Genomic DNA, 19,059 nt, shown 5'->3' with positions numbered 1-19,059 from the left:
CCCGATAGGTTATTTCAATCAGACTTACAACGCTTTTGATAAACTTTGAATAGCGCAAATTCTTCGTGGTAAGTACGTGCATTGGCTAAGTTTCAATTTGTAATTGTAATGTTCAAATTGCATCTTTTCCAAAGGTGACCAAGATCATTTTCACCTCTCACAGAATTTGCTAACTTGCGCTATTTAAACTCAATCTAAATAAGAAAGTGAATAAGAATCGTTCGGTACTTCCGCTTGGCAAAATGAAGGAAGGCGAATCCGGTGTAATAGTGGAACTGGAAAGAGGTGATCTTTCGCTGAAGCTGATGGAAATGGGATTTCTTCCCGGAGAAAAAATTTTCGTGGATAAAATCGCGCCACTTGGTGATCCGATATCTGTTAAAATAGGCACTTATTTACTGAGTCTGCGTAAAGAAGAGGCCAACGCAGTATTGGTACGTTCTGCTTCGCTTGTCACATAACCTATTTGCTTAGGTGTAAATGATGGTAATTTTTTCGCTCATCACGTTACAACCGTTTCCGGTGGATGAATGAAAATAATGCGGGTAATAAATATTTTTTTCGTGTAGCGAAGGAACATTCAATAATTAACCTGAGCAACTAACAACTGTTTACCGAGAACGACATAGTATTCTTTAAATAGTACGTGCAATAACTGACGAAGGACTGAAGCTTGAAGAAGAACTTAAAAATTGCGTTAGTAGGAAATCCAAATTGTGGCAAGTCGTCGCTTTTTAATGCATTGACAGGCCTGCGGCAAAAGGTTGGAAACTTCGCAGGAGTTACAGTCGATAAAAAGACGGGCTATGTTTCGCTGTCAAAAGATCTTGCCGCCAATGTGATAGACCTGCCCGGGACTTACAGTCTTTATCCACGCCGCATTGATGAATTCATCACGTTTGATGTTTTGCTGAATCCGGATAATGAATCACATCCGGATCTATTGGTGATTGTAGCAGATGCATCCAACCTGAAGCGCAACCTGCTCTTTTGCTCTCAGATTATTGATCTGAAAATTCCCACCATTATCGCGTTGAACATGATGGACGTAGCCCGTAAAAACGGACTGGCCATTGACACACAGCAACTCGCTGTCGATCTAGGCGTGAAAGTAATTCCGATCAATGCACGTGAAGGAAAAGGCATCAACGACCTGAAGCGCGCTATTCAAACAACGATACCTGTTCCTGATAAGAATTTTGTGGAGGTAAAACCACTTTGTCCGGAAGTGATTGATGGCGTGAAAGAAATAACGGGTGTTACCAGCGACTATACCGCCTTCCAGATTGCCTGTCACTACATCAATATTTTTTGTTTCAATGTGGAACAGAAAGGCCGCATCAAACGCCTCCTGGAACAACACCAGTTTGCGATGGCTAAGCTGCAGGGAGAAGAAATTTTACAGCGGTACGAAAAGATAAATCCTATACTCGACCGTTGCACTTCACAAGATCAAAGCAGGCAACAGGCGCTTGACACAACAGCCCGGATTGACGCAGTGTTATTGCATCCGGTGTATGGTTACCTGATCTTTCTGCTCATTTTCTATTTCGTTTTCCAGGCCATTTTTTCCTGGGCTACTTACCCGATGGAAGCCATTGGAACTGCATTTAGCTTTATGCAGGAAACACTGCATAAATCATTGCCGCAAAATCTTTTCACCAACTTATTAGTAGAAGGTGTGCTGGCCGGAATTGGAGGCATCGTGGTTTTTATTCCGCAAATCATGTTGCTCTTCGGATTCATTTCTATCCTGGAAGATACCGGATATATGACACGGGTGAGTTTCCTGATGGACAGGCTGATGCGCAAAGTGGGTATGAGTGGAAAATCAACTTTGCCATTGGTAAGCGGAATGGCCTGCGCAGTGCCGGCGATTCTTTCAACACGTGGCATTGAAAACTGGAAAGACCGCATTATCACCATCATGGTAACTCCTTTAATGAGCTGTTCGGCCCGGCTTCCTGTATATGCTTTGCTGATCAGCTTCATCGTTCCTGATGAAAGAATTTTTGGTTTCATGAACCTGAAAGGGTTGGCCATGCTCGGACTCTATTTATTGGGATGGGTGATGGCATTGTTGGCAGCCTTGGTGATGAAACTGATCATTAAAGCAAAAGAGAAAAGTTATTACCTGATGGAACTTCCGATTTACCGAAGGCCGCGTTGGGGAAATGTAGGACTTACAATGATTGAGAAAGCGAAAGTGTTTGTATTGGATGCAGGAAAAGTAATCATCACTATTTCCATCATTCTTTGGTTCCTCGCTTCATTTGGTCCGGGAAATTCTATGAGGACATTGGAAGAAAAATATGCGCTGATTCATCCTACTGATCAACTTTCGCAAACTGAATTGAACAACAGGTTGCAAGCCGAAAAATTAGGTGCTTCCTTCGCCGGACACATCGGACATTTTATAGAGCCGGTGATCAGACCGCTTGGATTTGACTGGAAAATTGGCATTGCGCTGATCACATCTTTTGCAGCAAGGGAAGTATTTGTTGGCACCATGTCAACCATTTATAGTGTCGGTTCTTCGCAGGATGCCGACTTTGAAGCCATTCGTGATCGCATGCGAAATGAGATTGATCCTGCAACGGGACAACATGTTTACAGTGCTGCAACCGCTTTTTCACTCATGATCTTTTTTGCTTTTGCCATGCAATGCATGAGTACGGTAGCTGTGGTTAAACGCGAAACAAGATCATGGAAGTGGCCGCTGATTCAGATCGCGTATATGACCGGACTCGCTTATTTATCAAGTCTGCTGGTGTATCAGTTGATGAAATGAAGGTTAGATTTATGCTCCTCAAAGACTGCTAAATAATTTGAGGACATCATACAAATCATCAGTGTTATGTAACTCTTGAATTGACACAACTGTGGCGGGATTTGCATTTAACAATAACCTTGAGATCACAGGAAATGAACCTGCCAAAGTTTAAGTAGAATCCCATTCGTTGCATGTTTCCGGCCTATTAGTAATTTCGACATTCCAAAATCAACCTTCCGTGGCAACACACCAATTTCAATCAATCACTGAATTCTATCCGTACTATCTTTCTGAACACCGGAAGACTTCTACGCGGACAATGCATTTTATTGGAACGGCTTTGCTGATCGCCTGTTTTATTTATACACTAATTACAGCAAAATGGATGTTGCTATTGCTGATTCCGGTATTAGGCTATGGTTTCGCCTGGGTTTCGCATGCATTTATAGAACGAAATAAACCTGCAACCTTCACTTATCCGATATTTAGTCTGCAATCGGATTTTATCATGTTCTGGCACATGCTTACAGGTAAGATAGGTGATCAAATGGCGGAAGCGAAAAAAAAATATCCTGTTATCGATAAATGATTCCTGAATTAAAAACTGAAGCAACTGAGTGATCAAAACAATAATTACTTCACTTCAATAAAAAAATAAAAACCATCGCATGTGCAGAATGATAGCCAAAGTAAGCCATGAATCAACTTCCATATTGAATGAAATGCTTCATTGTCCTACTTCTTTAAAATTCCTTTCTCAAAATGGTCGCCAACCGGAAACGCCGTGGGAACGTGGTGAACACAATGATGGATGCGGAATTGCATTTATCAATAATGGCCTGATTGAAATCCATAAACGTGACAGGGCGAATTCCTGGGATGAGAGTTACCAGTCAATTGTAAGAGAAGCGCGTTCCACTTTTTTCATTGCACACAATCGCCTTGCTTCAAAAGGTCTGAATGCATCGCTGGATGGTGCACATCCATTCTTTTATCAACCCGGAAAAACACCTTATGCATTCAGTCACAATGGAACGATACATTCTTATCATGAGGAGGCGAAAAAAGCCGGCACTTCAGATTCAAAAATTTTTCTTCAGCACTTAGTGGATGAACAGGAAAAACATCCGCAAAGAAGTATGGAACGAATTGTAACTGCTGTTGCAAAAGAAAAATCCTACAATTCAATATGTGCCTTTTTACTTCGTCCGGACAGGTTGCAGGTGTGGAGAATTTATAATGATTCCATTCCGGAGCAAGTAGAAACATTTGAAGCATACTACACCCTTTATCTTTCATTACGTGAAGGTGCTGCTGTTATTTCTTCAGAGCCGCTGGATGAAGGCAACTGGCAATTGCTGCCGAACAAAACATTTCTGACGTTGAAACCATCAAACGGATCGTTGCAGATAAATTATACTGCATTGAATTTCTAACCCTGATTTCTCCCGGGAAAAATCACGTTCACTGCCAAATCCGGAACAGGCTAATAATTATTGAACACTCCTGAAGTAACCATCACCGGCATTACTATAACCATCTTTAGCGGGTGAGGAACCATTCATTCCCTTCTTCGCAACCACCATTCCCACTGAAACATACATGAGCTGACTTGACTTTGCATAATCAGGAATGTTTTTGATATATGGAGCTGTTGGCGTTGTAAATGTCAACCCACCCTTATAATTCAGGAAGTCATCGAGATAATATTTGTAGCGAATGTAAAAACCCTGGCGAAATTTAACCTCCGCAAGCAGGGAGGGATTAAATATATTGACCCGGTCGGAGAACCATTCAATATTTTTAACTTTTGAATAATCAGGAATGATTATTTTTTGTTTATACGCAAACATCATTTCCAGTTCACCTCCCAGTCCGATATTCATGTTTTTGCTGAAATTTCCAATTTTAATCACCAATGGCAAACCTAATCCGTATGCACGTTCTTTGATCTGATAATCTTCTGCAGTATGAGTGATCATACCTACGTTTCGCAGATCAAGCCCCGTATAAAATCCCAGTGTATTATTAAAATCGAAGTGCAATTGTTGCCCGAAGTTAAAAACAGGAGAAAAGCGGACAATATTATTCAGGTTCTCGTCCCCGGCATCAACACTTCCCCAAGAAAAAATAGTCTCACCGGCAGAAGCTGTATACACATTAGTTGTGGAAGAACCTGACTGCGCTCTAACAGATGTAACGCCGAAAATCATTACAATTAGGACAAACAGAATGGATGTAACTCGCATGATTTTTTCTTTGCAAGATATATATTATCCCCGAAAATCAAAAGTGCTTATTGCATAGCCGGACATATAACTTCCCACAACAAGAACACTGCTGTTACATTTAAATCAGCCATCATAATTTCATAATGAAATGTTGTTATGCATTGTGCCAGCGTGGACTTCGCTTCAACACCTTTTTATACACAGGACAACCTTCAACATGCGCTCCTTTTAAATAGCCAATGCTCATGAGGAACTCATTTACAATTTCACCACCGGTAAATTTGAAAGTTTGTCTGAACACGTTCACCCATTCATCTTTTGATTTAGGATGATGAAGATTGAGCCAGTTCTTAAAGGAACCGTGTTCTTTCTGAATCACCTTCAACCGTTTTGCATTTTCAATGGCAGCGGCAACCTTCAGCCTGTTTCTGATAATTCCCGCATCATTCAGCAGACGAGTCACATCCTTTTCCTTATACGATGCGACCTTCTCAATCTTAAAACCATGAAAGGCACGCCGGAAATTTTCTTTCTTGTTTAAAATAGTGGTCCAGGAAAGGCCTGCCTGGTTAATCTCCAACATCAATCGTTCAAACAAAGCATTGTCATCATCTATCGGAAATCCATACTCTGAATCGTGGTATTTCTTATGGACATTATCCGGTTCCATGCTTTCAACTACTTCACAATAGGAAGAGGCCATGAGCTTGATTGTGTTTTGTAAGAAGGTTTGTTAGAAAACAAAGTCGTTTCGTCAGGAAAAATACACGATTCATCTGAATGTTTGCAGTAACATTGACTGCTGAATAGGTATTTTGTTCTTTCTTAAATGACCATTCATATGAACAACGATCAAATTTTCAGTGCTGTAAGCATGCTGGCACTTTGCAGTTGGCTGTTACTGATTATTGCGCCATACCGCAAATTGACGGAGAAAATAATCTTCAGTGGCATCATCGCGATCTTGTCCATACTGTATGTTTATTTGATTGTATTTCACATCAGGGAAGCGCCTGATGGCGGATTCAATTCCTTAAATGAAGTCGCCCTTCTTTTTAAGAATCCTGCATTACTATTGGCAGGCTGGATACATTATCTTGCCTTTGACCTGCTTGCAGGTCTATTCATCGTAAATAATGCACGGCAGCATCAGATCAATCGCTGGATACTTATACCCTGCCTGCTGCTTACTTTTATGTTTGGTCCATGCGGCTTGCTCCTGTATGTTTTGATCCGCACTTATAAAGCAAGGCAATACATCACCACCAATTTTTAGACTATGACAACATCTTTTTTTACCGAATTATTGAACCGTAACCGCGTATTGGCCATTTTCGGATTGCTGAATTTTGCTGCAGGTGCATTGATGCTTGTGCTGATGCAGTTTGATCATACCGAATTGCTTGGCATTAACAGATGGATCAAACCTTTCAAATTTTTCATCTCCGTTGCCATCTGGAGCTGGTCGATGGCCTGGTATCTTGTGTATCTTAAAAAACAACGGGCAGTAACCATCTACAGTTGGATGTTCATCATTTTGATGACCGTGGAACAATCAGCCATCGCAGGACAGGCGGCGAGAGGTGTTCCATCTCACTTTAATGTCGCCACTGCATTTGACGGAATGATATTTTCCATCATGGGCATCGTGATCTTAACCGTAACGGTGTGGACTTTATGCATGGGGATTCTGTTCTTCCTTCAAAAAGAATTTACCATTCCAATGAGCTATGTGTGGGGAATACGGCTGGGCATTCTACTTTTTTCAATTTCCTGTTTTGAAGGCGGTTATATGGCTGCGCGTCTTTCGCATTCAGTGGGTGGTGCTGACGGCGGTCCCGGCCTGCCATTATTAAACTGGAGTACTGCATTCGGTGATTTGCGGGTAGCGCATTTTATGGGCTTACACGCTTTGCAGTTTTTACCATTGTTTGGCTATTGGATATCTCAGAAAGACATTGTGAGAAGCGTTTCACATACGCTCCTTTTTTCAATTGCTTATTTCATTACCTGGTTATTGCTTTTAACAGAAGCCTTGAATGGAATGCCTTTGATTGCATCTCAGTATTAATCACCTCGCAACTGTCGCTAAGAATTTATATTCCGCTGCTGCGCAATCTTGTGATGCATCAATGCGGCAATATTTTTCGCTCTTGATATGGCTTCTTCTGACGTTTTTCCGGAGAAGAGTTCATGCACTGTTTCTTCCCACAACTTCAGCCATTGATCAAAATGCGCCTTTTCCAGCTTAATTTTTTTATCAAGATGAAAGTGCTTTTCCATAGGATTGCTGTTGTAACCGGCCACACCCAATAAGGTCGAACTCCAGAATGCATACATGACAGGCATATGCTTCTCCCAGGAGAGATCAGCTATTTCCGTAAAAATAAATCCGATGACCGGATCAACCAACACTTTGCGGTAGAAGGCATCAACCAGTATTCTAATGTCAGATTCATCATTAATATCTTTCATCTGCATTTCATCCTTGTGTCAGCAAACATAAACTATCTTCTAAAGCTGATACCGAATGTTTTTTGTTCACCGGAATTTCAAATTCGTCATACTGATTTAAAATGGTATTGGTATCGACATCATTGTAGGCTACTTTTCCTTCCAGCACTGTGATTTTGGTGGGAACATGCGCCTGGTGTTCTTTTAAAACCATTCCTTTCTTAAAACCCATAACCAGCACTTTAAAATGATCATTCTTATGTAATGCTTTGGCAACAGGGTTGGTTGCATTTTGCAACTGCGATCTTATTTCGTTGATGGTCATGTGTGAATTTTATATGGTTGTTTTTAAAACCCATTGATCTGATAACAGTAACAAAGCACGAAGTGGGTGAATCTTAAATCCTCCGATGCTCATAGCTATTATTTATGAAGGAGAAATAAAATTGTTTCACGAATTAAACGGAGCGATGCAGAACTGATTGGCTCCAAGATACCAATAAAGAATCGCTATTGATTCAATCGCATTGTGTACATTTCACCATGGATCAATCTTCCTTTTTGCTTTACGGCGCCAATGGTTATACCGGTGAATTAATTGCGCGTTTCGCCAGGCAATATCAACTGCAACCCATACTGGCCGGAAGAAATGCAGCAACCATTCAACCGCTTGCTGCAAAACTAAATCTGCCTTTCAAAATTTTTAGTCTTGATGATACAACAGCATTGCTGAATGCCTTGCGTGAAGTAACAGTGGTCGTAAATGCTGCAGGTCCATTTGCATTAACTGCAAAAAAAATGGTGGATGCCTGTTTGCAAACTGGCACGCATTATCTTGATATCAATGGTGATATCGCACTGTTTGAGTTGTTGAAAAAGCTCGATGCTGCAGCCAAAGAAGCCGGCATCATGGTGATGCCGGGTGTAGGTTTTGATGTGGTGCCTACAGATTGCATGGCTTTATTCCTCAAGAAATTACTGCCTGATGCCAATAGCCTTAAATTGGCTTTTGCCACCCTCGGTGGTGGAATTTCACACGGCACAGCAACTACAATGACAACTAAACTAGGCGAAGGCGGTGCGATGAGAAAAAACGGAGTGATTGTGCGAGTTCCTTTGGGCGATAAAGGAATGGAAATTGATTTTGGCAGGAAGAAATTATTTGCGATGCGTATTCCCTGGGGTGATATTTCGACAGCACATTTCACAACCGGCATTCCGGACATTGAAACATATACGAACATTCAACCTGCCATTTACAGGGCATTAAAATTTCAGTCTTTTTACAATTGGTTGCTGAGAACTTCAAAAGTGCGCAGTTTCGTGAGCAGGAAAATTAATGCACGTGCTGCCGGACCATCTGATGCACAACGTAATGAAGCCATTTGCCTTATCTGGGGACAAGTCAGCAACGCAACAGGTAAAAGTGTAACAGCAAGAATGAGCGGACCGGAAGGTTACACCCTAACATTCATTACTACCTTGCTCATCACTCAGAAAGTTTTACATGGAGAATTGAAAATTGGTTATCAGACACCTGCTGCAGTGTATGGTGAAAACATGGTATTGGAAGTTCCGGGTATGAAAAGAGAAATTGTGTACGACAAACTAAAAGAATAAAATTCCAGGCTGTCTTAACGAATAAATACCAGGCAGATCGTCGGCGTTTGTTTTCTGTTTACAGGACTGTATCCATTACCAAATGTTAAAAAATAGTTGCCCGCAAAGTCGCACGCAAGCAAAGGAAACAGGCTGTTTAACTTTGCGTGCTTTGTGCCTTTGCGGTAAAAAACAAAATGACAGAAATGTCATATACTCAATGGAAGCATATCCTTACACTACTTCATATTTCCTTTTACTTTTGTTTCATTAAGTCCCATGCTACCATTTCATAAAATTGCGGCTGAAGATATTCAGCATTTTGAATCTATCTGCGGAGTCATTCAGGTAATGACTGATGAAACTGCTTTGTTTCATTACAGTCATGATGAAACAGAAGATTTAAAGTTCCTGCCGGAGATTGTACTCAAACCCTCATCAGCATCAGAGATCAGCTCTATAATGCGTTACTGCAATGAGAAAAATATCTGTGTAACACCAAGAGCAGCGGGCACCGGTTTAAGTGGTGGTGCATTGCCGGTTTCAGGAGGAGTTATTCTTTCGATTGAACGATTGAATAAAATACTTTTTATTGATGAACGCAATCACCAGGTTACGGTAGAACCAGGTATGATTACGCAAGTGTTACAGGAAGCTGTAAAAGAAAAAGGATTGTTTTATCCGCCTGACCCCGCCAGCCGTGGCTCTTGTTTTATTGGTGGAAACATTGCAGAAAATTCCGGTGGACCGAAAGCAGTGAAATACGGTGTGGTAAAAGATTATGTATTGAATTTGGAAGTTGTACTGCCGAATGGGGAAATAATAATGACGGGTGCCAATGTATTAAAAAATGCAACCGGTTATAACCTCACGCAATTGATGGTGGGCAGTGAAGGAACGCTGGGTATTGTAACAAAAATTGTGTTGCGGTTAATTCCACATCCGCAGTATGACTTACTGATGCTGGTGCCCTTTCGAAATGCTGTACAGGCCTGTGAAAGCGTTAACGCAATATTCAGGGAAGGAATCATTCCATCTGCCATGGAGTTTATGGAACGTGATGCTATTGACTGGACCATGCGTTTTGCAAATGTTCCACCTATTCCTATTGCAGAAGATGTGCAGGCACATCTGTTAATTGAAGTGGATGGCAATGATCCTGATCAGTTGTTTAAAGAGATGGAAAAAATCACCGCTGTTGTTTCACTGTTTGATGTCGGGGATATTTTGTTTGCCGAATCAGCACAGCAAAAATCGGATCTCTGGAAGATGCGTCGCAGTGTTGCAGAAGCAGTGAAATCAAATTCAGTTTATAAGGAAGAAGATACAGTAGTGCCACGCGCAGAATTACCCAAATTATTGCAAGGTGTGAAGGCTATTGGAAAGAAGTACGGTTTCAAATCAGTTTGCTATGGACATGCCGGCGATGGCAATCTTCATGTAAATATTATTAAGGATGAAATGGTCGAACAGGAATGGTCAGAAAAACTGCCGCAAGGCATCCGTGAAATTTTTCAACTCTGTGTTCAATTAGGCGGTACGATTTCCGGCGAGCATGGTATTGGCTGGGTACAAAAGCCATACATGGATGTAGCTTTCACTCCCACTCAATTGAACCTGATGATGCAGATCAAAAATGTTTTTGATCCAAACGGCATTATGAATCCCGGAAAAATCTTTCCGGATTAGTTTATTTACTTTTGTATTAACAAAATTTTCATACTGAAATCATGAAAAATCTCAGGCACCATTTGACCGCTTTGTTTCTTGTGGTTTTTATTTGTGCTGCCAATGCGCAAAATGCTGAAATGATGGGTAGCCCTAAGGTTCCATTCAAGGATCGCATTTTTGTTGGCGGCAATTTCGGACTCACCTTTGGCACCATCACCAATATTGAAATAGCTCCTACTTTCGGTTATATGCTTAAACCTAACTGGTCTGCAGGAGTCGGCGTCAGGTATTCCTATTATCAGGACAATTTTTACAATCCGCCCTATAAAACAAATATTTACGGCGGACTTCTGTTCACCCGTTATGTGGTTTATAAAGGATTATTTCTCGAAGCAAATTTTGAAGGGAATAATTTCGATGTTTACAAATTTGATCCTGTAACAGAACTATACTATCCTGAACGCGACTGGATACCTTCGCTATTGTTAGGAGGAGGTTATTCGCAGCCGATGGGAGCGAACTCCGCTTTTTTCATCAGTATTTTGTATGATGTATTGCAAAACAATTACAGTCCCTATTATGGTGTGCCGATTATTCGTGCAGGATTTGGAATAGGTTTGTAAATTTGGTAATGAAGTTTGTCAGGTTATAAATTTGAGTACCCTGTTAAAAAACGGGTTGTTATTTTCTGTCTGCTATCCAAGCAAAACAAGCGTATCAGTTTTTCGCCGACATTTTCCGGTTTTATTATTTGATAGTCCTGATACTATTTTTTCAGTGATTGCTATTCTTCATTAAACAATAACAAACTTTTATTTATTTTCATTGCAACAATACCAAACGCCATGATTGAATTCACCCGTATTTTTGATGTGATTACATATCAACAGAAAAACTTTCCCAAGGTCGATTGCCTTTGCGGAAAAGTAAATGGCCAATGGGTCCGGCACAATACCCATACAGTAGTGGATTATATGAACAATGTGAGCATGGCGTTGATAGGATCCGGTATAAAAAAAGGAGATGCGATATCTATTATCGGGAATAACAGACCGGAGTGGAATTTTGTTGATTTAGGTATCATGCAGGTTGGTGCGGTTACCGTTCCCATTTATCCGACTATCAGTGAAGAGGATTATGTGTATATCCTGAACAATGCGGAAGTGAAGATGCTGTTCGTATCATCGCAGGAGTTATATGAGAAAATGACAACGATAAAAAGCAGGATTCCTTCGTTGCTGGAAATTTTCACGTTTGACCTGGTGGAAGGTGCTGTTCATTGGAAAGAATTCCTGAAGCGCGCGGTGCATTGTGATATCAGTGAGGTGATGGCTGTTAACGCGACAATTGATCAGCACGATATTGCCTGCATGATTTATACTTCCGGAACTACAGGTTTTCCCAAAGGGGTAATGCTCTCTCATTATAATGTAGTGGAAAATATGAAGTCGGTTTTTGATGTGCTCCCGATCAATGAAAAACAAACATCGCTCAGCTTCTTGCCATTGAATCATGTCTTTGAAAAACTGGTGATCTATTGCTATTTCATGAAAGGTGTTTCTGTGTATTATGCAGAAAGCATGGATACCATCGGTGAGAATTTGCGCGAAGTAAAACCACATTTTTTTACGTGTGTGCCGCGCCTGCTCGAAAAAGTTTATGAGCGTATTGTAAGTAAAGGATTGGAGTTGAGCGGTGCAAAAAAAGCACTTTTTTTCTGGGCACTTCGCGTTGGTGAGCAATGGGATGGCCAACGGAATCAGGGTTCATGGTACCATCTTAAATTGAAGCTTGCAAGAAAACTGGTTTTCAGCAAATGGAAAGAAGCATTAGGCGGGAATATATTTGCAATCTGTTCTGGAGCTGCACCATTAAATGCAAAGATCGGAAAGGTGTTTACCGCAGCAGGTATTACCGTGATGGAAGGTTATGGACTTACGGAAACTTCGCCTGTAATTTCTGTGAACCGTTATAATTTTGAAGACAACATGTTAGGAACAGTAGGACCACTTGTACCGGGTGTTCAGGTAAAAATTGCAGAAGACGGGGAGATTTTATGCAAAGGCCCGAACATCATGGTTGGCTATTATAAACTTCCTGATAAGACTGAGGAAGCAATTGACAAAGAGGGATGGTTTCATACCGGCGATATCGGTGAATTTGTGAATGAAAAATTTTTAAAGATCACTGACAGGAAGAAAGAACTCTTTAAAACTTCGGGGGGCAAATATGTTGCTCCGCAACCCCTGGAGAATAAATTCAAAGAATCCTTTTTTATCGAACAGATGATGGTGATTGGCGACGGACGCAAGTTTGTATCTGCACTCATCGTTCCATCCTTCACCAACCTTAAATCCTGGTGTGAGAAAAGCGGACTGCTGTGCAATACCAATGAAACGATGATACGCGATCAGAAAGTGCTGGAAAAATATCAGCAGGTTGTGGATGAAAAAAACAAAGAGTTCGGACATACAGATCAGATTAAAAAATTCCGTTTGATGCCGGATGAATGGACTGTTCCTGGCGGACAACTCACTCCCACCATGAAGTTGAAACGGAAAGTTATTATTGAGAAATACAGGAATTTGATTGAGGGGATGTATGGGGATTAGAGGGTTAGATGGCTTTATGGCTATAGGGTTACACTGATACATTGTTGCATTGTTAAATTGTTGAATTGTTGCTGCCAAGCCGTAGAGTATTTGTCAGAATTAATTCAAGCCTTCATTTTTACTCCTGGATATGTTTCGGCTTCGCCGAACAATTAAACAATTAAACAATTAAACAATTTACCCATTTAGCCCTATAACATTCATCAGCACACAATCTGCATTTCCTATCCCAATTTCCCAATCCCGATAATTAAACTATCTTTGCCGCCATTATAGAGATGGACTTTGTCCTGACGATTAAAAGATCTCCGCATCTACTCGCAGCTTACTTTCTCCCTCTCCTCAATACGCAGCAAAGCATAATTGCTCATGAGCAAGGATGAATGGCTTTGCGCATTCACGATTAAAAGATTAACACATTAACATGTCATTTGAAGCATTGAATCTTTCCGCGCCAATTTTAACAGCGCTGAAATCGAAAGGGTATGTACAACCCACTTCTGTACAAAAACAAGCGATACCGGTTATTATAGAAGGCCGCGATATATTCGGAAGCGCACAAACAGGATCCGGAAAAACAGCTGCGTTCGCACTTCCGTTATTGCAATTAATGAGCACAAAACCGGCCACTCACAGAGGTGTACGTACTTTAGTATTGGCGCCAACAAGAGAACTGGCACTCCAGATCGCAGATAGTTTTCGTGATTATGGAAAGCACCTTGGACTGAAACACGTAACCATTTTTGGTGGTGTTTCCCAACATGCACAAACAACTGCATTGCGCAATGGTGTTTCTATTATTGTAGCCACTCCGGGCCGTTTACTGGATCTGATGGATCAGGGCTTTGTGAAACTGAATGATGTTGAGTTCCTGGTGCTGGATGAAGCAGATAAAATGTTTGACATGGGCTTTATCAAAGACATCAAGAAGATTGTCGCTAAAGTTCCAGCGAACCGTCAGACTTTATTCTTTTCCGCCACTTTACCACCTGAAATAAAGCAACTGGCTGCATCATTGCTTCGTCAACCCGTAACGGTTGAAGTAAAGCCTGTTGCTGGCTCAGAAGTTTTGGTGGAGCAGAAGTTGTATTACGTAGATAAAATCAACAAGACTGCTTTGCTTTGCGATTTGCTGAAAGAAGAAAAAATCCACCAGGCATTGGTCTTCACACGCACCAAGCATGGAGCAGATAAACTGGTAAAAGCTTTAGCACTGAAAGGAATCCGCGCCTCCGCCATTCATGGTAATAAAGCACAAAATGCCCGTCAACGCGCATTGGATGATTTCAAAACCAAACGCATTACCATACTTGTTGCCACCGATGTTGCATCACGTGGTATTGATGTAAAAGAACTTCCTTACGTATTCAATTATGACTTGCCGGATCAGGCAGATTCCTATACGCATCGTATCGGCCGCACAGGTCGGGCAGGTGCCAGCGGATTTGCATTTTCATTTTGCAGCGCTGATGAAAGAATGTTATTGAAAGATGTTCAGAAAGCAACCGGCAAACAGATTCCCGTAGCAGAACATGCATACATGATGAATATGAACCAGCCTGTTAACCAAAAGGAAGTTGCTTCATCGCCATCACATTCACGTTCTTCCAACAACAGTAACACCTTCAGTAAACGCAGAAGGTTTTCGAGGTATTGATATTTTATTGAGGAAATAATTAAAACCACAACCTGCATTCGTAAGCAGGTTGTGGTTACTGCTTCCTTTAAGGACTTTCTCTGCAACCGCTCCATTTACAAAGGAAACTCGAGCGCTTCGGTCCGCGCAGATCAAGTGAAGCCCGGAGCGTGGATATTGTCATTGCTGTAAATCAAATGATCATTGCAAAACTATTGATCAGAAGGGATTTATATTTTCCGGTTTAAATGCCATACTCTTTTTTCAAACCTTCTACCACTTCAGCCACTGCGGGACAAATCATCGTGTTATGATAGGTAATTCCAAGCTTCTGAATAATTTTTCGCTGTTGCGTATGTGGATAGTCGCGGCAGGCAGCAGGACGATCTTCATAGACTGAACAATAATTATCCGCACCTAAAAAGGACAGGGCATTTTCTTGAAAATATAATCATTGTCTTCATCAATCCGGAGGAATTGCTCAGTGAAATCTGCCGGTCGCAGGTTGAAGTGTTTGGCAAGCCGGTCAATGTCTTTCCCCAATAATAATGGTCCCGTAGTGCGGCAGCAATTAGCACACTTCAGGCAATCAATATGTTCGAATGCCGCATCATGCAGTTGATTGGTGATAACATCAAGATCAGCAGGTTTTAGTTTCTTCAGACGATCGAGGAATTTTTTATTCTCCTTTCGCTTGCTTTTTGCATTTTCAATTTGCTTCAGGTAATCCGGCTCCATCACCTTTTTGTTTTATTGTGAATTGAGACGTAATTACAATTACATCCCAAAGAATAATTCAATCATCACCATTTCCATTTGTAAAAAAAATCAGCGTTGATCAGATGTTGTTTACCTGGCCCTTTTGAAAATGAATACTTGTCTCTCAGAAGTTCCCTTGAAATTATTTAATTGCTCCTGCCAGAAAAAATTTCCTTCCCGCATATCATCCGGAATTTCCATAATACCCACTGGTTCATAATTTTCAGCAGAATAATTTCTGATCCATTCAAAAATATCCTGAGGTGACTCATCACGCATCAACCATGATTGAGGTATCCGGCAAAATACTAACCATTCAGGCTTCGCTGTTTCGATTTCAGCAATCATTTCCTTTTGCATGCGCACATTATAGGCCTGTTTTTCCATAAGACTGTACGTATAGATGTAACCGGTTGCGGAAAGACGATTCGCATAAAAAAGGATCTCCGGTTCTGAGCCCAATACGGCAACCTGATCGTCAGGCGTTGAATGACTCTTGATGTAACGGCCCATAGTAATGGCTTCAGGAAATGGATTTCCACCATAGAGCATTCGTGAAACTGTAAACATGTTTTGCTGAAACAGATAAGGAAATAACTGGATGATACCTGCAAAACAAGCTGCCAGAAAAATTACTCCTGCCAATGCTTTTCCATAGGCCAAATTATATTTTTCAGAAAGTAACCTTCCAAATGCAGCTATTGCAATACCTGCAAGTATGGAGAATGCCGGAATGAACAATACAAAGTAATGCTGGCGGAAATACAAACCAGGAAAAACGGCAAGCACTGAAATAATGGTGAGTGCAGTAGTGAACAAACGGATCTTTGACGGAAATTCTGTTATCCATAGCAACAGTAATCCCAAAGGAGCAAACAACCAGAGAAAAATAAAATCATTTTGCAAGCCATCCAGATTTATTTTCAGATTGGCAACTCCTCTGCTCCAACTTTCTGCACTCGCATATTGACTTCCATATTCAAAAGTCCAGAACCAGAAACGGTCGAATGTTCCCGATGCAATCATCCATAAAAACAAAAAGGTAACGGGAAGAATCACTCCCACTGCCAATATGCAACCTGAAAGCAGCCATTGCTTCCAGTTGCTTTTCTGAATAATAATCTGATGGTATAAAAACACGAGTCCTGCAAATGCGACGAAAAATATTCCAGACTGTTTCATCAGCACGCTTAGTCCAAGTAATATTCCTGAGAAGAAGTAAGAGGTAACCCGTTTACCCGGAAGTGCTAACACCAATTGAAAAATTCCTGCTAATGCAAAGAACACCACGAAATGGGTAGCATGTGCCGCGCTTCCTAAGACCGCAGGACTTAATGCAATCAATGCATAGGTAGTTGCAGAGACAATGGCAATTGCATTTCCCAGGAACCTGCGAACTGCAACGAACAACAATACAATCGTGGCAATATTCACGATCAAAAAACCTGCACGAATACCTTGTTGTGTTTCTCCGAAAATAAGCATGAACAAAGCGTACATCATCGATGTGCCCGGAAATTTCATGTTGTATGCATTCTCAAATGGCGCATATCCTTTGAGCAGCAACTGACCGATGTATGCGTATTCACCTTCATCGCGTTCGAGCGATAATCCGAGCAATCGCAGCCGGACAATTGCAACAAACAACAACACCAGGGCAAGCAGCCACCAATACACAGCATTCCCATTAAACAACGAAGTTGCAGGTTGCTGAAATTCCCTTGTCCGTGAAACTGGCTGCTGTTTATTTTTCGCCATGAGTAAAAATTGATGGCGACGAAGTTAGTATAGATACTTTTCAAAAAAAGAACATGCAGACATTTTGTATCTCGCATCAGTTACTTTTTTTCTTAATTTAACATTCATTATTCCCATCACACTTATCATGAAAAATAATTACCTGATACTTTTTGCATTGCTGTTTGTTTACTCACATTCATTTGCGCAGGAATTTTCTTTTGTCCTATTCATTCAGGATAATGCCGGCAACATAGATTCTCTCACGCTGGGATATGATATCAACGCTACCGATACAATTGATTCATTTTTTGATGAAGTGAATATTATCGGTTCTCCCTATAAACCCGAACTCGATATGCGTTCATCAAACCATTTCTTCGGAACCTGGAATGATGAAACTTCTTTTGAATCCAAAAAACAATTTATCCGGAAAAACTGCCCTTTTAGCTGGATCGATTTGCCGATAATTGAGGTCGAGATAAAAAGCACCAGTTGGCCACTGAAGGTTTATTGGAACAAAAACTTGTTTAACCAACCTTGTGATAGCGGAAGTGTTCTGACAAGCGTTTCACCCGGAGGATGGTGGGATACCAGCGGTGAAATCATTATGGTTGCTGATTATGATTCAGCAATACTGAATCAAAGTTCATATCGCTATATCTCGGGAACTGATACATTGAATGAGTATTGGATTGCTTTTGGTGACGAATCAATCATCGCAACCGGAATTGATGAAATAACTTCTTCCAGTCATAACGTTCTATTATTTCCCAACCCGGCTAATGATCTTCTTCAAATAGCCATCCCACTCGATTTTGGCAAAACTGCAAGTATTCAGGTTGTTTCCAATAATGGCGTGGTATCCAATATGGCATTGTCAGGATCTTCGCTTGATATAACTTCCCTGCCCACGGGTTTGTACCAACTGATCCTGTCGAATACCAAAGGTCAAAAAATCTTTGGGAGGTTTGAAAGAATGCAATAGATCAATCAGCAGACTTTTCTAAACTTTTCCCTCAAAAATTTTATCCAGTAGTTTATTCAATTGCTTTACTTCTTTCTCCGGAAGGTTATGCAGCACACTTTCAATTTCATGGTCACGCTTCTTGATCTTGTCGAGCAGCTCCATTCCTTTTTTTGTTATGGTGATGTCGACGTGACGACGATCTTTCTTATTCAGTTTTCTTTCCACCATGCTCATTTTCCGCAGTCTTTCTACAATGCGGGAAACATCACTGTTCTTGTCAATCATCTTTTCCTTCAGCAAGTTAAGATTGGCAGGTAAAGGATGCAGAATCTTCAGGATGCGAAGCGCATAGAACTGCTGCCAGGTAATACCGAAAAGTCCGAGGTGCTGCTGATAATAGTATTCCATCCAACGACAAGTATAAAATATATTGGCAATCGCCTTTTGGTACTCGTTTTTATACGTGGTGTTTCCTAATGCTTTTTCAATGTTTCCCATGTCTCCGGATGATTCAGCGACAAATATATGTGATCACATTAAATGTTTAAACAAATACTTTTATTTTTGTTTCGCAAATGAAGAACTAAGTAATAACTTCGCCGCGCCAAAAGGTTCCA

The 19,059-nt window shown here is 41.0% G+C and carries 18 protein-coding genes and 1 pseudogene; 12 read left to right on the top strand and 7 right to left on the bottom strand.

Going from position 1 to position 19,059, the window contains the following annotated elements; translation table 11 throughout:
- Positions 1-242 precede the first annotated feature (242 nt).
- The 4 genes from IPO83_11470 (at position 243) to IPO83_11455 (ending at position 4,209) form a co-directional block, all read left to right on the top strand.
- On the top strand, positions 243-461 hold the full coding sequence (locus IPO83_11470) for a ferrous iron transport protein A (GenBank protein ID MBK9731884.1): 219 nt from the start codon (positions 243-245) through the stop codon (positions 459-461).
- 212 nt (positions 462-673) lie between these two features.
- Positions 674-2,791, top strand: a complete 2,118-nt coding sequence (gene feoB, locus IPO83_11465) for a ferrous iron transport protein B (GenBank protein MBK9731883.1) — start codon at positions 674-676, stop codon at positions 2,789-2,791.
- A gap of 220 nt (positions 2,792-3,011) precedes the next feature.
- The gene (locus IPO83_11460) at positions 3,012-3,362 is read left to right on the top strand and encodes a DUF962 domain-containing protein (protein ID MBK9731882.1); all 351 of its coding nucleotides are present in this window, start codon (positions 3,012-3,014) and stop codon (positions 3,360-3,362) included.
- Positions 3,363-3,441: 79 nt separating this feature from the next.
- Positions 3,442-4,209: a class II glutamine amidotransferase gene (locus IPO83_11455; GenBank protein ID MBK9731881.1), complete on the top strand. Its 768-nt coding sequence runs from the start codon at positions 3,442-3,444 to the stop codon at positions 4,207-4,209.
- A gap of 57 nt (positions 4,210-4,266) precedes the next feature.
- Here IPO83_11455 and IPO83_11450 read toward each other — a convergent pair whose 3' ends face one another.
- Positions 4,267-5,022, bottom strand: a complete 756-nt coding sequence (locus tag IPO83_11450; protein MBK9731880.1) for a hypothetical protein — start codon at positions 5,020-5,022, stop codon at positions 4,267-4,269.
- 136 nt (positions 5,023-5,158) lie between these two features.
- Entirely contained in the window at positions 5,159-5,674 is a 516-nt protein-coding gene (locus tag IPO83_11445; protein ID MBK9731879.1) for a DNA-3-methyladenine glycosylase I, read from the bottom strand.
- Positions 5,675-5,845: 171 nt separating this feature from the next.
- Here IPO83_11445 and IPO83_11440 point away from each other — a divergent pair, with 171 nt between their 5' ends.
- Both IPO83_11440 and IPO83_11435 read left to right on the top strand, forming a co-directional pair.
- Entirely contained in the window at positions 5,846-6,280 is a 435-nt protein-coding gene (locus tag IPO83_11440; protein MBK9731878.1) for a DUF4281 domain-containing protein, read from the top strand.
- Positions 6,281-6,283: 3 nt separating this feature from the next.
- Entirely contained in the window at positions 6,284-7,075 is a 792-nt protein-coding gene (locus IPO83_11435) for a hypothetical protein (protein ID MBK9731877.1), read from the top strand.
- A gap of 17 nt (positions 7,076-7,092) precedes the next feature.
- Here IPO83_11435 and IPO83_11430 read toward each other — a convergent pair whose 3' ends face one another.
- Both IPO83_11430 and IPO83_11425 read right to left on the bottom strand, forming a co-directional pair.
- Positions 7,093-7,485 carry a group III truncated hemoglobin gene (locus tag IPO83_11430; GenBank protein ID MBK9731876.1) on the bottom strand — a complete coding sequence of 131 codons (393 nt, stop codon included), beginning with the start codon at positions 7,483-7,485 and terminating at the stop codon, positions 7,093-7,095.
- A gap of 1 nt (position 7,486) precedes the next feature.
- Positions 7,487-7,783, bottom strand: coding sequence for a hypothetical protein (locus tag IPO83_11425; protein ID MBK9731875.1), 297 nt, complete (start codon positions 7,781-7,783; stop codon positions 7,487-7,489).
- Between the two features lie 218 nt (positions 7,784-8,001).
- Here IPO83_11425 and IPO83_11420 point away from each other — a divergent pair, with 218 nt between their 5' ends.
- The 5 genes from IPO83_11420 (at position 8,002) to IPO83_11400 (ending at position 14,997) form a co-directional block, all read left to right on the top strand.
- Positions 8,002-9,078, top strand: a complete 1,077-nt coding sequence (locus IPO83_11420; GenBank protein ID MBK9731874.1) for a saccharopine dehydrogenase NADP-binding domain-containing protein — start codon at positions 8,002-8,004, stop codon at positions 9,076-9,078.
- Between the two features lie 258 nt (positions 9,079-9,336).
- A complete protein-coding gene (locus tag IPO83_11415; protein ID MBK9731873.1) occupies positions 9,337-10,746 on the top strand; it encodes an FAD-binding protein in 1,410 nt (469 codons plus the stop codon).
- Positions 10,747-10,787: 41 nt separating this feature from the next.
- The gene (locus tag IPO83_11410; protein MBK9731872.1) at positions 10,788-11,351 is read left to right on the top strand and encodes a hypothetical protein; all 564 of its coding nucleotides are present in this window, start codon (positions 10,788-10,790) and stop codon (positions 11,349-11,351) included.
- Positions 11,352-11,576: 225 nt separating this feature from the next.
- Positions 11,577-13,340, top strand: a complete 1,764-nt coding sequence (locus IPO83_11405; GenBank protein ID MBK9731871.1) for a long-chain fatty acid--CoA ligase — start codon at positions 11,577-11,579, stop codon at positions 13,338-13,340.
- Positions 13,341-13,764: 424 nt separating this feature from the next.
- Positions 13,765-14,997 carry a DEAD/DEAH box helicase gene (locus IPO83_11400; protein ID MBK9731870.1) on the top strand — a complete coding sequence of 411 codons (1,233 nt, stop codon included), beginning with the start codon at positions 13,765-13,767 and terminating at the stop codon, positions 14,995-14,997.
- Between the two features lie 223 nt (positions 14,998-15,220).
- On the opposite strand, the pseudogene IPO83_11395 reads toward IPO83_11400, so the two are convergent.
- Together IPO83_11395 and IPO83_11390 are read right to left on the bottom strand one after the other, a co-directional pair.
- Positions 15,221-15,714: pseudogene (locus IPO83_11395) on the bottom strand (YkgJ family cysteine cluster protein).
- A 111-nt stretch (positions 15,715-15,825) separates the two neighbouring features.
- Positions 15,826-17,493: a glycosyltransferase family 39 protein gene (locus IPO83_11390; protein ID MBK9731869.1), complete on the bottom strand. Its 1,668-nt coding sequence runs from the start codon at positions 17,491-17,493 to the stop codon at positions 15,826-15,828.
- Between the two features lie 127 nt (positions 17,494-17,620).
- Between IPO83_11390 and IPO83_11385 the strand changes: the two genes are divergently transcribed.
- Complete coding sequence (locus IPO83_11385; GenBank protein ID MBK9731868.1) at positions 17,621-18,460, top strand: T9SS type A sorting domain-containing protein; 840 nt, start codon at positions 17,621-17,623, stop codon at positions 18,458-18,460.
- 18 nt (positions 18,461-18,478) lie between these two features.
- Here the strand turns inward: IPO83_11385 and IPO83_11380 are convergent, their stop codons facing one another.
- Positions 18,479-18,940: a MarR family transcriptional regulator gene (locus IPO83_11380; protein MBK9731867.1), complete on the bottom strand. Its 462-nt coding sequence runs from the start codon at positions 18,938-18,940 to the stop codon at positions 18,479-18,481.
- Positions 18,941-19,059 lie beyond the last annotated feature (119 nt).

The sequence above is a fragment of the Chitinophagaceae bacterium genome, from assembly GCA_016717285.1.
Classification (GTDB): domain Bacteria; phylum Bacteroidota; class Bacteroidia; order Chitinophagales; family UBA10324; genus JACCZZ01.
The sequence above is the reverse complement of the archived record's forward strand: the minus strand, read 5'-3'. Positions and strand labels throughout refer to the sequence as shown.